This is a genomic window from Arcticibacterium sp. GJ41-1 (assembly GCF_055808875.1).
Genome location: NZ_CM147888.1, coordinates 606616 through 620005 on the forward strand (window position 1 = coordinate 606616; position 13390 = coordinate 620005).

Here is a 13390-nt window from a genome sequence, read left to right on the forward strand (position 1 = left end):
TTTACGCTCTAAAAGCCGATTCTGAATCTCAGAGTCGGCTTTTTTATGCTTAATTATTCTGGGAGTAGACCTTGTTTAGATTTTTTCTAAATAAGCCTTGCTTTCTACACCTTTGCTTCATTTCTTTGCGACTCAATTTGTAATTAGTCCAAATAAGAAAGGGCCTTTTGGGGTTCTAAAGCTTAAAAGGAGGTTCTTACTCTCCCGACAGGAGCTAATGCTTATTGAAGTAGGCATTTTAAAGCGGAAATATATTAAACAGAATTTGCAATGATTTTAAAAAACAGACTTAAGGTTGGCTTCTCTTTGCTAGCAGCTTTGCTTTTTACGGGAAGCGTATTTGCTCAGAGTAAAAATGTATTTCATGACCGAGGTTTTTGGGCTAAAAAGCCGAGTATAGAAACCATTGAAGCTAAAATAGCAGAAGGGAATGATATCTTAGAAATGGGTCCTGGCGGCTGGGATGGAACATTATTGGCCATTATGGCGGATGCTCCTTTTGAGACCGTTAAGCACCTTTTAGATAAAGGACCTGATGTAAATCAAATGACACACCACTCCAATAACTACCTTATGTGGACAGCCATGAAAGGGAATTTGCCAGTAATGGAGTTGTTATTAGAAAAAGGCTCAAGAACAGACCTTATCAATAGTCATGGCCAGTCTTTGCTCATGCATGTAGCCCAAAGCGGTAAGGCAGATAAGGAGCTTTATGAATTCTGTTTTGCTAATGGAGCCGACATTGTAAATGATAGGGATGAAAATGGCAGAAACGTAGCTCAGGTGGCTGTAGGCAGGCTTAAAGACTTGTCTTTTTTAGACTATTTTGTTGAAAAAGGACTAAGCTTAGACACGAAAGATAAAAACGGGAATGGCTTATTCCATGCTGCCGTTTCTAGCGGTAAAGTAAGCACATTGAAAGGTTTGGTAGCAAAAGGAATAAGCTATGAGCCTAATGCTCAAACGGGCGAAAATGCTTTCAATTTTGTGGGTGGAGGTAGGTCTGCTTCAGTAAGTTTTGAGCTATTAGAATATCTTAAAAGTTTGGGCTTAAATCCTGCAAATGTTACAAAAGAAGGACAGTCTGCATTACACAATTTGGCAGGAAGAGTAAAAGATACAGAAGTGTTTGACTTCTTTTTAGATGCAGGTTTAGATGCAAATTCTGCTAATGCGGATGGAGAAACACCTTTGCTTTTAGCAGCTTCTAGGGGCAGTAAAGAAGTGGTAGCTTATTGGTTGGCAAAGTCAAATGACGTAAATGTTAAAAATGATAAAGGACAAACAGCTTTGGCATTAGCGGTGGCAGGAAATAACAGTACTGATGTACTCGACTTATTAGTTGAAAAAGGCGGCAAGCTTAATTGGGAAAACGCACAAGGAAACAATTTGACTTACCTACTTACAAACTCTTTTAGAGGAAATTTGAAAGATTATACAGAGAAGTTGGAGTATTTGAAAAGTAAAGGAGTAAGTACTAAAGGACAAGCTCTTTTGCACATTGCTATAGAAAAAGGAGAGTTTGACTTGTTGAAATATTTGTTAGAAACAGGGGCAGATATTAATCAATTAAATGCTGATGGTTATACGCCATTACACTTTGCGGCCATGAATTCTAAAGACACAGGTATGCTTCAGTTTTTGGTAAATAATGGAGCCGATACTAAGAAGAAAACGGAGTTTGAAGAGTCTGTACATGATTTGGCAGCAGAAAACGAAGCTTTACAAAACACCGATATTAGCTTTTTAAAAGCCGGTAAATAAAATATTTAGAAAAATGAGAAAACAGTATTCAATATTTACCGTGGCATTTTTGGCACTCGCATTCTTTGTGTCAAGCGGTTTTTCATCAAAAGCCCCATCAAAGTACAAGTGTTTGGTGCAGCTTAGTAATTACACTGGAGAAGGAGCCTATGTGGTAGTTTCTCTTTTAAACCCAAAAGGGGAGTATCAAAGAACATTGCATGTTTTTGGGAAAGAAGAACGCTGGTATGACGATATTCCTAGTTGGTGGGTGTTTTTCTCAAAGAAAAAAGAGAATCTAGACGGTATCTCAGGAGCATCTATTACGGCAGGGAGTAGAAAAGTGATTTCATTAACTTTTGACGAATCGGAGATTGATAGTGGCTATAAGCTACGTTTTGAATCCTCAGTAGAAAATCAAAAGTATGTAGAGCAAGACCTTCAAATGGATTTGAAAGCAGCTAATGTGGGAGTTAGTAAAAACGGAACTGGTTACATCAGGTATGTCAAACTAATCAAAATATAAGTTGGGAAGAAACGGTTTAAAGTTCAGCTGGAGGAATGTCCATCTTGGGATGGCCATTTTCTCCGGCATTTTTTTGTTTATAGCTGCAGGCACGGGTATCGTATTGTCATTTGAGCCAATATTGCACCCAAAAGCAGTCTCAGGAGCAGATGATATCCTTTTGAGTGACTTGATTGCTACCTTAAATGCAGTCTACTTAGAGGTGTTTAGTATTGCCCGTGATAATTATGGGAATATTAAAATTGAGGCAATAGGAGAAGTTGCCGATGGCACTTTTTACATAAATCCTTTTGATGGTTCTGAGCTTAAAAACGTAGTTGGCGAGCATCCTGTATTTGACTTTTGTAGAGACTTACACCGTTCTCTTTTTCTTAAACAAACGGGCCGATTTTTTGTTGGTTTAGCCTCTTTGGCTCTTCTTTTCTTAGCAGGAAGTGGTGTTTTTCTTTTGATAAAGCGTGTAGGAAATTGGAAAGAATTCTTTTCAAAAATCATTGTCTTAGACTTTTATAGGGATAATCATGCTCGCTTTGGTAGACTGTTTTTGATACCTATTGTTGTTATTTCTTTATCCGCTACATGGCTGTTTATTGATAGGTTTTTCCCTTCAAAAGCAACTGAAACACCAGAAATGTCTTATCAGGTTATTTCTGAAGAAAATCATTTTGAAAAAATTAAACTGGGCGATTTAAAGGAGGTTTTATTCCCTATTTCACCAGACCCAGAAGAGTTTTTTGAGCTAAAGCTTCATCAAAAAACGTTGTTGTTAAATCAGGAAAACGGAGCACTAGTTTCAGAAGTAAAACAGCCTTTAGCGGCCACTCTTCATGACATTAGTTTTCAGTGGCACACTGGCGAAGGCTTGGGTATAGTGTATGCCATTTTGTTGCTTTTAAGTTCGTTTGTGACCCTGTTCTTTATTTATTCGGGTATAAAAATGAGCTGGTCTAAGCTTAAAAAGAGACCAAAGAATACGGTAAGCATAAAAGAAGCGACACATGTCATTTTAGTAGGTTCGGAAACGGGACACACTTTTAGGTTTGCGTCAGCTGTTCAAAGTGCACTTTTAGAAAAGGGTGTGAAAGCTTTTTTATGTCCAATGAATGAGGTGACTGTGGCTTTTGAAATGAAACACTTGTTGGTTTTTACATCCACGTATGGTGATGGAGACGCTCCGTCAAATGCTGATGCTTTTCTCAAAAAGTTAGAAAAAGGCTTATTTGCAGAACACCCTTTTTCTTATACCGTCTTAGGTTTTGGCTCAAAGAGCTATGAAAATTTCTGTCAATTTGCTTTTGACACGGCCAATGCCTTAAAGGCTTTACCTTATGCAAAGGAAGCAACAAAGACCAAAACCGTCAATGACCTTTCTATTTCCGAGTTTTTGGATTGGCTAAAAGCCTGGAAAAAAACAACTAAATCGGAATTGGATGTTGATTTGAATAAACTAGAGCCATCAAGAGATTCTAATACTTTGCCTTTTTGGGTGGTTAGTAAAACGGAGTCTGAAAACATTTTGGACGATACTTTTTTATTAGAAATAGCTATACCAGAAGAGGTAGGGAATGTGAATTCTGGCGATTTGTTAGGGGTTTATTTACCCGATAGCAACATAGAGCGTTACTATTCCATAGCCTTTATTAAAAGCCTAAACAGAATAGTTTTAAGTGTCAAAAGAACAGGGCTTTGCTCTAATTATTTAGGAGCTTTAAACACAGGTGACGAAATTCAAGCCTTTTTAAAACGAAACGAAAGCTTTTACCCTGATGCGAATGCGAGCAAGGTTTTGCTCATAGGAAACGGAACAGGCATAGCTCCATTTTTAGGTTTTGTCGAAAACAATAAGGAAGCTGAAATGTTTCTGCTTTGGGGAGGGCAAACGCAGGATTCTTTCGCATTATATGAGCCGCTACTTAATGATTTTGGTGGATTGAAAGCGTGTCATTTGGCATTCTCCAGAGAAATGCCAAAGACCTATGTGCAAGACGTGGTTCGTCAAAACAAGGTTATGGTAGCTAGTACCTTAAAAGCAGGTGGTCAAATAATGCTTTGTGGTTCACTCAAAATGAGAGAAGGTGTTTATGAGAATTTAGAGCAAATTTTGGCGGAGTTCGATTTACCTTCGGTCAATGAATTGATAGCAGAAGGTAGAATATTAAGCGATTGTTATTAAAGGAAAAATGCTCCTCAACAAATGTCGAGGAGCATTCAAGGAATCTATTAAACTGAATTAAACCGGTATTGCTTCTAGTCTTAATTGTTCTTCTACAGCATTTCTCTCATCTACTTCAGAGAATTTGATGCTAAAGCCTACTAGTCCTATAACGGAAACTATTGCTCCAAAAATCAAGAAACAATCTTCTAATGGTGTACCTGTTCTAAGCATGTATTGAGCATAGAAAACTGCTCCTACATTTCCTCCAGCACCAACTATTCCTGCTACTGCACCTAAACTTCTTTTGTTTATAAATGGTACTACGGAGTAAGTAGCTCCTTCTGCCATTTGAACAAAAAGGCTGAAGAATATCATCATACCTACGGCTGATGGTAATAGGCTCATTCTTGAGAAAATCATCAATAACATACCCTCTATCACCATGACCACTACCAGCCATCTAACTCGCCCAGTAAGGCCAGATTTTACAGAAAATTTATCACCTAGCCATCCGCCGGTAGACCTTGCAAAAAGGTTCATCAAGCCGAATAGAGAAGCTATTAATCCTGCGGAGGTTTCGTCCAATGAAAATCTTGTTTGGTAATAGGTAGCCGCTTTTCCATTCACAAAAAGCTCCATGCCGAAACAGCCTGCATACATTAAGAAAAGTACCCAAACTCTATAGTCGCTGGCAGCATTGGCAAAAAGACCTTTTTCGCCTTTTTTGACCTGCGGTCTGTCATTCGGTAAGTCGTCATAGTTTCCTTTTGGGCAGTCCGTGGTGTATTTCCAGTAAAGGAAAGCTACCACGAGCATAATAATAGCAGGAACAAACATAGCCGAACGCCACTGTGCCCACTCAGAATTTGAAAAGCCCCATACAGCCATTCCAGAAGCTAATAATGGCATTACAGCTTGAGTTACACCACCTCCTAAGTTTCCCCAGCCAGCAGTAGTGGCATTAGCCAAACCTACTATTTTTGGTGAAAACATAACGGAAGTATGATACTGTGTAATAACAAAAGAAGCACCTATAACCCCTATGGCTAGTCTTGAGATTAGGTAGGTAGTCCAGTCATAAGCAAAGGCCGAGCTGGCTACCGCAAATGCTCCAAAAACTAAAAGGTAGACGTAAGCTTTTCTTGGTCCAATTTTGTCACAAAGCGAGCCAATCATTAATCGGGCTATGATGGTGATTCCTACCGAAGCTATAAAGGCTAAGGTTTTTTGTGCGGCAGTAAGGCCTAGGTCTGGCCCTATGGAGGCATTCATTAATGGTGCGTGAGAAAACCAACCAAAAAAGCATAAAAAGAAGGCAATCCATGTCAAATGGAAGGTTCTCATTTGAATAGTACCAAGACTAAATAAGTCTATTTTAACGGCTTTTTCTCCGGAGCTTAGTGTATTCATGATAGTATTGTTTAAAGATTAGAAATTCGATTTTGAGATTATTTGTCAGATTGAAAAAGGGTAGGCTTGAAGGTTATCATAGCCCATGCCCAGTTATTTGATTTTAGGTTTCCAGGTCTTAAAGCCAGCATGGTGTCTGTGCCAAAAAGCTGAGAAAAACCAAGGTTAAAAGTGATGTCAGCCCCTATTTTTTGTACATAAACCAAGTCTATTTCGGTGCCCATGGCAGCCTTCAATATTTCTCCGCCTTCTTTAGATTGTTCAGAGCCAGTGAGGAATTCATGTCCTTGGGCTATCAGACTTCCTTTGCCGAGTTTGAATTTAGTTTTGATATAGAAATCTTGAACACCCACATTGCCATTTGCAGGGCCTACATAGAAATAGTCCATAAAGCCATTGTGAGCGTGGTTGGTGCCGTAGTCTGGGCTAAAGCTTGTGATTTTGCCTGATGCGTCATTGTTGTCTTGACCTGATACGTATTCATATCCTATGGTGATTGGAGTGGCTTTGGTTTTTATGGTAGCATTAATTCCTGCTAGAATAGCACTTACTTTGGCGGTTCCTATTTTGCCCGTTTGGTAATATAAATCTGTAGCGAAGGTTATTTTACCTGCTTTCTTAGAACCAATAAAACCCAAGGTTTGCTTGTTTGAAACCGTACTGTCTGCATTTTGACTTCCCGCGTTTAAAGCGAGTAAAGAAAAAGCTGCACCATCAAGGTCTTTGTGGTACCAAGCGTATTGCAGGGTTTTATACTGACCACCTAAAGAGTAAAAGTTGGCACCATCTCTCTGTAAAAAAGCAGGCTCAGCTATATCATCATCTGTATTAAAAGCAAAACCTAAATGAAGTTTAGATTTAAGGGCAGGGTCTTCCATTTTAAAGAGTAATGCATCATGCCTTCTGCCTTGCTGTGCCCATTCTAAACCACCAAGAAATCGTTGATTATCATAAGAAATAATTTGACGCCCAGCTTTCATCGATATTTTTTTTGTGAGCATCAGTTCTCCCCAAGCTTCGCTTAGAAAAGAATTACCTACATCAGCTTTAAAAATCTGTGGAACTTCACCCCAGTATCGCACGTCTTGAAGAGCTAATTTTAGCTTGTATTTAGGCTCTGCGTATTCAAAGTATACTCTACTTCTCTGTTCCACAAAAAAGGCAGGTTCAAAGCCTTCAGAACTTGGTGTTTTAAATCCGTTTCTGAATTCAGACCTTGGTCTTATTTCAGCAGAAAGTTTAAACTGGGCTTCACCTTTAAAAGCAATTAAGCTCAGTAGGAAAACGCAGAGAATTTTAACTCCTAGGTAGTTTATTCTTTTCATCATTGTTTGATTAAAATTTGAATAGCTGGCTAATGCCAATGAGTATTAATACTTATTAGATACTCAAAAGTATAACTACGAATTCTTTGGTGAAATTATTTTATACTATTTCTCGATATATATTAGAAATGTGCAATAATATTCCGAATAAAGTCAGAAATAACATTTAAAATATGGCATAATGAGTATTTGTAAAAAATAATAGTATGTCGAAAAGTGGTGTTGTCTTTTTTTTTATTAGAAATTTGGGCAAAAAAAATACTCATAGATTGGGTTCTCTATGAGTATCAATAATTTTGTTGGTTTTTACGCTAAAACCACTTCTTTTGTATTGGTCAGTATGAAAGCTGTTTTTGGGCTTTCGCAAACAGAGCAGCAGTATTCTTCTGGAAGGTTTTCAAAGTTTACACCTGGTGGTATGTTGTTCATTTCGTCGCCATAGGCTGGGTCGTAAATGGTTAGGCATGCTGAGCATTGGTGGAGTATTGGCTGCTCTTTTATGACCTCTTCTTCGTCTTTTTTAGGCATGTCTTTGAATCTTGATTCGTAGGCTATGTGCTCGTTAAATTCTAAGACAGATTTTCGAAGCTTTTCTGGTAGTGAAAAGCCAAAGATGTTTTTTGCGAAGTAGGCTACTTTTCTACCATTTGGGTCATAGTCCGTAGTGTAAGTGATGTCATAAAGTTTAAGAAAGGGTAGGGCTTTGATCTTTTTTTGTTTGACCAAAATGGAAGCATAAACCTCTGTCTTTGGAAAAGTTTTTATGCCAAGGCAAATGCCGAAAGTTCTTAAGTCTTTTTTGTTGAAGTGTCTCACTAGTTTGTTTTTGAGCTCAAGTGCTTCTGGAGAAGTGTCTTCTATTTGCCAGTTGAGTTCATTGGCCGCATGTCTTACGTTTATGTCATGTTTCGCTAACAGGCCACTCCAGTCGTTTCGGTCTTCTTCTTGAATATTTTTGATAATAATTGACTTCCATGGCGTAAGGCATATTTCTCCAATTTTAGTTTTCAGGCAAAGCCTACAAAGGTCTTGTAAAAACGAAGTTTCAAACACTTCCCCTCTTCTATATATGCCAAGCCAAGATTTTTTGCCATACCTGTTAAAGCCCTCATAGTAAGGAAGGGTAAACTTTGGCAGCTTTAGTTTCTTTTCTGCAGGTACAGATATGATGTTCGGCAAGCCGTCAAAACTTGTATTTCCTGCTGAGATTCGTTCGTCTAGCAGTTTTGATATTTTGGCTATTTCGTTGCTGAAAACTAGCTTGTCATAGGCTATGAGTTCATTAGATTTTGGCTCACGAAGATATAGATGCCAAAAATTTGGTTGGTCAGACGAGATGAAATTTATATGCCCAGAGAAAAATGGCGTGAAGCTCTGTTGGCTGTCTGAGATATTTATTTTTAAGCTTGGGTTGTAGTCAAAAGCATCAAGAATGTCTTTGTAAATACCCTCACTCAGCCAGTTTCCTCTTTGAAAAACTTCTTCAGATACGTAAGAGCTTATGACGTTAGGGTGAGGATTGTCGTCTATGTAAAAATCAATTTTCGCCGCATTCATTTTGGAGATAAATGCCTTTTCATGCGTATAAGAAAGGTACATAATCATTTGCTGACGAAGCCCAAAGCGTGCCTGTTTGATGTCGCATTCTGCGGCAATGGCAAGAATCTTTTGAAGTTCACCTGGGGAGGCTATTCCTCCTATAAAGTTTACTCTGATGGTGTAATATCCTGTCATGGTTTTGTGCTAGTCTAGTACTAAGATTTCTTGTTCTCTTAAGGTCTCTTCCAGTATTCCTCTTACCTCTGGTCTGCATGAGCCACAGCCAGTGCCTGCACCCGTAGTGTCACATAAATTCTGAAATTTGGTGCAGCCGCCTTTAATTTTTTCTTTGAGGTTTCCTTCGCCTACGCTATTGCAAGAGCAAATCAGTTTCCCCTTCACTGGTTCGGCTTTTTGACCTGAGCGAAGTAATTGAAGTCTCTTTTCTGATAGTTCAATACCTTTTGAAATAAGTTCACGGTATTCTAAAAACTCCGATTTGTCACCTATCAAAATTGCCCCGACGAGCCTATCATTTTTGACCAAACATTTTTTGTAATAGCGTTTCGCTTTGTCAATAAATATGACCTCTTCATAGTCTTTCGCTCCCTGGGGAATTTCTATTTCTCCTAAAGAGCATAGTTCCACGCCTTCCATTTTTAAGATATTCATGGAGAGTGAACCTCTGTAGTGAGCGGCAAGGTCGCCTGTTAAATATTTAGCTACCACTTCGGCTTGCTGTTCTGCTGCTGCGGTAATTCCCCACATTTGTCCTTCCCATTGGGCTATTTCGCCACAGGCAAAAATATCTGGGTCGGAGGTTTGAAGGTATTCGTTTACTTCTATCCCTCTGTTGCATTTTAGGCCAGCTTCTTTCGCAATTTCTATAGCTGGGCTGGTTCCTGCCGCTACTACCATTAGGCTGCAGTCAAGTTTTCTGCCCGATTTTAGTCTGACTCCTTCTATGGCATCTGTACCATAAAATTGTTCTACTTCGTCGTTAAAGAAAGTTTCAACACCTAGAGCCTGGATTTCTTCATGAAGAATAGCACTTCCCATAGGGTCTAGTTGCCTATCCATAAATCTACCAATTCGCTGTACTACCGTTACGGGTACATTTATTTCTCTTAAAGAAGCGGCTAGTTCTAGTCCTAAAAGACCGCCACCCACAATAATTGCTTTTCCGTTTTTAGCTAAAAATGGAGCAATAGAGTCTGCGTCAATTCGACTTCGCATGTTGAAAATACCAGGAATCTTCGGAAAATTTCTTGGCATAAATGCTCTGCTTCCCATGCCTAGAAAAAGCTTGTCGTAACTGTGCTCATTTCCTTTGGAATCAATGACAACTTTATTCTTTTTGTCAATGCTTTCAATGCTGATTCCTTTATGAACCTTGATTCTGTTTTCGCTAAACTGGTCTTCTCTTAGTTTAACCAGTTGATTCCAGTTTTGCGTACCGCTGATATAGTCAGGAAGCATCACGCGGTTATAGAATGGATATATTTCTTTTGAAAATACCTCTATATCATCTGTTTGGTTTAGCTGACGATAGGCCGATATGAATCCTAGCCCAGCAGAACCAGCTCCAATAACGATGATTTTCTCTTTAGGTTTTTTATATAAAGAAACCTCAACAGCGGCATATTTAAAATCTGGTTCTTTTGAAATTGGGTCTACCAAATCGCTTGTCAAATTATTAGCCCTTGCGAAAGAATTGTTGACTATTTTACCCCAATGCATAGGCAGAAAGCAAGTTCCCCTCCTTACGGTCTCTGTAAGTTTCGCTTTTACTTTTACTTCTCCTCTTTTACCATTGACCATGACCACCTGTTGGTCTTTGATTTTTCTAGCCGCTGCATCATCTGGGTGGATTTCTAAAAATGGGCTGTCAATATGCTGATTGAGCTTATTTACTTTTCCTGTTTTTGTTCTTGTGTGCCATTGGTCTCTAATTCTACCTGTGAGCAGTACTAGGGGGTATTTTTCTGAAACTTGCTCTGAAGGGTTCTTTCCGTCCACAGCATGTATTTGAGCCTTTTGATTTGGCGTATAAAATATCTGGTCTTCAAAGAGGCGGCTGTTATTGCCAGAAAATGTTTTGTCTGCTGGGTATGGCCACTGTTTGGTTTCTTTTTTTAGTAGCTCGTAATTTATCCCAGAGCAATCGATGTTGGTGCCAATAGTGCTTTTGGCGTATTCGTCATAAATATCTGAACTCGAATTGTATTTGAAATGGTTGCCCCAGCCCATTTGAGTAGCAAATTTGCAAATGATTTCTGCATCGGGTAGGCATTCGCCTGGTGCGTCCACTACTTTTTCTAAGTAAGAGACTCTCCTTTCGGCATTGGTCATGGTACCTTCTTTTTCGGCCCATCCAGCGGCTGGAAGTATAACGTCTGCAAATTTTACTGTATCGGCATTCTGTGAAATATCTTGAACCACTACAAATTTTGCTTTTTTCAAAGCAGCTTCCACCTTGTTGACGTCTGGCATACTCACCAGTGGATTGGTGCAAATAATCCAAATGGCTTTTAGCTTGCCACTGTCTAGTGCCTCAAACATTTCTGTGGCAGATAGTCCTGGTTTGTTTGAGATACCGGCTACGCCCCAAAAGTCTTCCATTTCAGCTATGTGGGCAGGGTTGCTTAATTCTCTGTGAGAGGCCAGCATATTTGAAAGTCCTCCTACTTCTCGCCCTCCCATGGCGTTTGGTTGGCCAGTAAGAGAGAAAGGGCCGTTGCCGGGTTTGCCAATTTTTCCTGTGATTAAGGAAAGATTGATAAGCGATAGGTTTTTATTGACACCTATGACACTTTGGTTTAAACCCATAGTCCACATAGAAAGAAAGCCTTTTGCTTCGCCAATCCATTTAGCCACTTCTATGATTTTTTCAGTTTCAATGCCGCATATCTCAGTGTATTCTTCAATACTTTTTTCAAAAACTTTTTCTTTGTAGGCTTCAAAACCATCAGAATAGTTTTCAATGAACTTGCTATCTGTAAAGCCGTTTTCAATCAATAATCGCCCAATCGCATTATTGAAATAAACATCTGTGCCAGGTATGAGTGGCACAAAAAGGTCTGAGCTGCTTGCGGTTTGTGTTTCTCTAGGGTCTACACATATAATTTTGACATTTGGGTTTGCGGCTTTGTGAGCCTCTACTCTTCGCCATAATATTGGATGACACCATGCTGGATTTGCTCCTTCTACTAAAATTACGTCGCTTAGTTCTATGTCGTCATAACAAACCGGAACGCTATCTTCTCCTAAGGTTTTTTTATAACCTACCACGGCGGAGCTCATGCATAATCTTGAGTTGGTGTCAATGTTATTAGAGCCTATAAAGCCCTTCATTAACTTGTTCCAGAGGTAGTATTCTTCTGTAAGGCACTGTCCAGAAACATAGAAGCCAACAGATTCTGGGCCATGTTTTTTGATTAAACTTTTGAAAACGGCGGCTGTTCTTTCTATGGCATTGTCCCAGCTTACTCGCTGAAGTGGCATGTTTCTGTGCATTCTCATTTCAGGATAAAGTAGCCTGTCAGATTTGTCATTAACTGTGTAGTGCAGGTTCATTCCCTTTGAGCAAAGCATTCCTCTATTAACTGGATGGTCTTTGTCGCCCTCTAAGGTTATTTTGCCGTCTGTGGCCTTTGTGATTTCAACGCCACATCCCACTCCGCAGTAACTACAAGTAGATTTATATTTCTTAACCATGCTTTGCTTGTTTTTCGTTTTCTACTAAATGGTTTGTGGCCAAATAGCTGTTGATGTAGTCAGGGCAAAGCCTTACGGTTTCTCCTATAACTATGATAGCGGGGCTTTTTATGTTGTTTTTTTTGACCTTTTCGGCAATATTGAACACCTCTCCTGTGATTGTTTTTTCTTCAGGAGTAGTGCCATTTTGAATGATAGCCACGGGAGTTGCTTCTTTTCCGTTGGCAGAAAAAATGGCCATGATTTCGTCAATCTTACTAATCCCCATTAAGATGACAATGGTGGCAGATGATTTTGCGGCCAGTTCCATGTCCTTTGGTAGTTCTCTGTCTTTGGTATGGCCAGTGATTACCCAAAAGCTTTCGGCCATACCTCGTTTTGTGACTGGAATTCCTTTTAAAGAAGGTACTGCTACGGAGCTTGATATTCCTGGAATGATTTCAGTTTCTACACCATAAGCACGTACATAATCCATTTCTTCAAAACCTCTTCCGAAAATTACGGGGTCGCCGCCTTTTAGTCTAGCTACATGTTTTCCCGCAAGTGTGTTTTGAAGTATTATTCTATTGATTTCATCTTGTGATACGCTGTGCTGTCCTAGTCTTTTTCCTACATAAACCAGCTCCGCTTCTTTAGATGCGTAGGAGAGCAGGCATGGATTGGCGAGGGCGTCATATAATATTACATCAGCCACAGCTAAGGTTTTGATAGCCTTTAGTGTGATTAAGTCTGGGTCGCCTGGCCCTGCTCCTATAAGTGATAGTTTCATAAACTGAGTATTAATACCTAATTGTATTCTGAAATATTGTATTACAAATGAATGTATATATAGTAGAAAAAGCAAATCGAAAGAACTATAATATTGCTATATGTCTAAAATAAAGAAGAAAAGTTTTTAAAATTAGAAAATAACCATACATTTGAACTATCGAAATATACTTAGGTATAACTAAATATTTGTTTCGTACAATTTAG

General features: G+C 39.1%; 8 protein-coding genes. 3 read left to right on the forward strand and 5 right to left on the reverse strand.

Annotated features, from left to right (window positions below):
* The first annotated feature begins 270 nt into the window (after nt 1–270).
* Genes AC0L6O_RS02530 through AC0L6O_RS02540 form a run of 3 tightly spaced genes read left to right on the forward strand, consistent with a single transcriptional unit; the run spans nt 271 to nt 4442 of the window.
* Entirely contained in the window at nt 271–1764 is a 1494-nt protein-coding gene (locus AC0L6O_RS02530; RefSeq protein ID WP_473306080.1) for an ankyrin repeat domain-containing protein, read from the forward strand.
* Nucleotides 1765–1777: 13 nt separating this feature from the next.
* The gene (locus AC0L6O_RS02535; RefSeq protein WP_473306082.1) at nt 1778–2269 is read left to right on the forward strand and encodes a DUF2271 domain-containing protein; all 492 of its coding nucleotides are present in this window, start codon (nt 1778–1780) and stop codon (nt 2267–2269) included.
* A gap of 1 nt (nt 2270) precedes the next feature.
* On the forward strand, nt 2271–4442 hold the full coding sequence (locus tag AC0L6O_RS02540) for a PepSY domain-containing protein (RefSeq protein ID WP_473306084.1): 2172 nt from the start codon (nt 2271–2273) through the stop codon (nt 4440–4442).
* Between the two features lie 57 nt (nt 4443–4499).
* Here AC0L6O_RS02540 and AC0L6O_RS02545 read toward each other — a convergent pair whose 3' ends face one another.
* The 5 genes from AC0L6O_RS02545 to cobA all read right to left on the reverse strand — a co-directional run bounded on the left by AC0L6O_RS02545 (nt 4500) and on the right by cobA (nt 13184).
* Nucleotides 4500–5834, reverse strand: a complete 1335-nt coding sequence (locus AC0L6O_RS02545; protein WP_473306086.1) for an MFS transporter — start codon at nt 5832–5834, stop codon at nt 4500–4502.
* A 38-nt stretch (nt 5835–5872) separates the two neighbouring features.
* Nucleotides 5873–7162, reverse strand: a complete 1290-nt coding sequence (locus AC0L6O_RS02550; protein WP_473306088.1) for an alginate export family protein — start codon at nt 7160–7162, stop codon at nt 5873–5875.
* Nucleotides 7163–7465: 303 nt separating this feature from the next.
* Nucleotides 7466–8893 (reverse strand): rubredoxin, encoded by a 1428-nt coding sequence (locus tag AC0L6O_RS02555; protein ID WP_473306089.1) that lies wholly within the window; start codon nt 8891–8893, stop codon nt 7466–7468.
* Between the two features lie 9 nt (nt 8894–8902).
* Nucleotides 8903–12415 (reverse strand): molybdopterin-dependent oxidoreductase, encoded by a 3513-nt coding sequence (locus AC0L6O_RS02560; protein WP_473306091.1) that lies wholly within the window; start codon nt 12413–12415, stop codon nt 8903–8905.
* On the reverse strand, nt 12408–13184 hold the full coding sequence (cobA, locus tag AC0L6O_RS02565; protein ID WP_473306093.1) for a uroporphyrinogen-III C-methyltransferase: 777 nt from the start codon (nt 13182–13184) through the stop codon (nt 12408–12410). Before cobA ends, AC0L6O_RS02560 begins: the two co-directional genes overlap by 8 nt.
* Nucleotides 13185–13390 lie beyond the last annotated feature (206 nt).

Coding starts and splice junctions, on each gene's coding strand:
- AC0L6O_RS02550 (WP_473306088.1), bottom strand. CDS start 7,162: ATGATGAAAAGAATAAACTACCTAGGAGTTAAAATTCTCTGCGTTTTC.
- AC0L6O_RS02535 (WP_473306082.1), top strand. CDS start 1,778: ATGAGAAAACAGTATTCAATATTTACCGTGGCATTTTTGGCACTCGCA.
- cobA (WP_473306093.1), bottom strand. CDS start 13,184: ATGAAACTATCACTTATAGGAGCAGGGCCAGGCGACCCAGACTTAATC.
- AC0L6O_RS02555 (WP_473306089.1), bottom strand. CDS start 8,893: ATGACAGGATATTACACCATCAGAGTAAACTTTATAGGAGGAATAGCC.
- AC0L6O_RS02545 (WP_473306086.1), bottom strand. CDS start 5,834: ATGAATACACTAAGCTCCGGAGAAAAAGCCGTTAAAATAGACTTATTT.
- AC0L6O_RS02530 (WP_473306080.1), top strand. CDS start 271: ATGATTTTAAAAAACAGACTTAAGGTTGGCTTCTCTTTGCTAGCAGCT.
- AC0L6O_RS02560 (WP_473306091.1), bottom strand. CDS start 12,415: ATGGTTAAGAAATATAAATCTACTTGTAGTTACTGCGGAGTGGGATGT.